Origin of the sequence: Streptomyces longispororuber, assembly GCF_024448165.1 — a bacterium.
Classification (GTDB): Bacteria; Actinomycetota; Actinomycetes; order Streptomycetales; family Streptomycetaceae; genus Streptomyces; species Streptomyces longispororuber_A.
Window position 1 is genome coordinate 1 of sequence record NZ_JAMOLN010000434.1, and the last position, 628, is coordinate 628.

Here is a 628-nt window from a genome sequence, read left to right on the forward strand (position 1 = left end):
ATGGCCCCCCTTCTCCCGAAGTTACGGGGGCATTTTGCCGAGTTCCTTAACCATAGTTCACCCGAACGCCTCGGTATTCTCTACCTGACCACCTGAGTCGGTTTAGGGTACGGGCCGCCATGAAACTCGCTAGAGGCTTTTCTCGACAGCATAGGATCATCCACTTCACCACAATCGGCTCGGCATCAGGTCTCAGCCTTATGTGCGACGGATTTACCTACCGCACGGCCTACACCCTTACCCCGGGACAACCACCGCCCGGGCTGGACTACCTTCCTGCGTCACCCCATCACTCACCTACTACCAGCTTGGTTCAGCGGCTCCACCACTTTCCTTTCCCCGAAGGGTCCGGAACGGCTTCACGGCCTTAGCATCACTGGATTCAATGTTTGACGCTTCACAGCGGGTACCGGAATATCAACCGGTTATCCATCGACTACGCCTGTCGGCCTCGCCTTAGGTCCCGACTTACCCTGGGCAGATCAGCTTGACCCAGGAACCCTTAGTCAATCGGCGCACACGTTTCTCACGTGTGTATCGCTACTCATGCCTGCATTCTCACTCGTGAACCGTCCACAACTCGCTTCCGCGGCTGCTTCACCCGGCACACGACGCTCCCCTACCCATC

At 57.5% G+C, this 628-nt stretch carries 1 rRNA gene; it reads right to left on the reverse strand.

Annotated features, from left to right (window positions below):
• Nucleotides 1-628 (reverse strand): 23S ribosomal RNA (locus M4J07_RS47720); the annotation flags it as partial.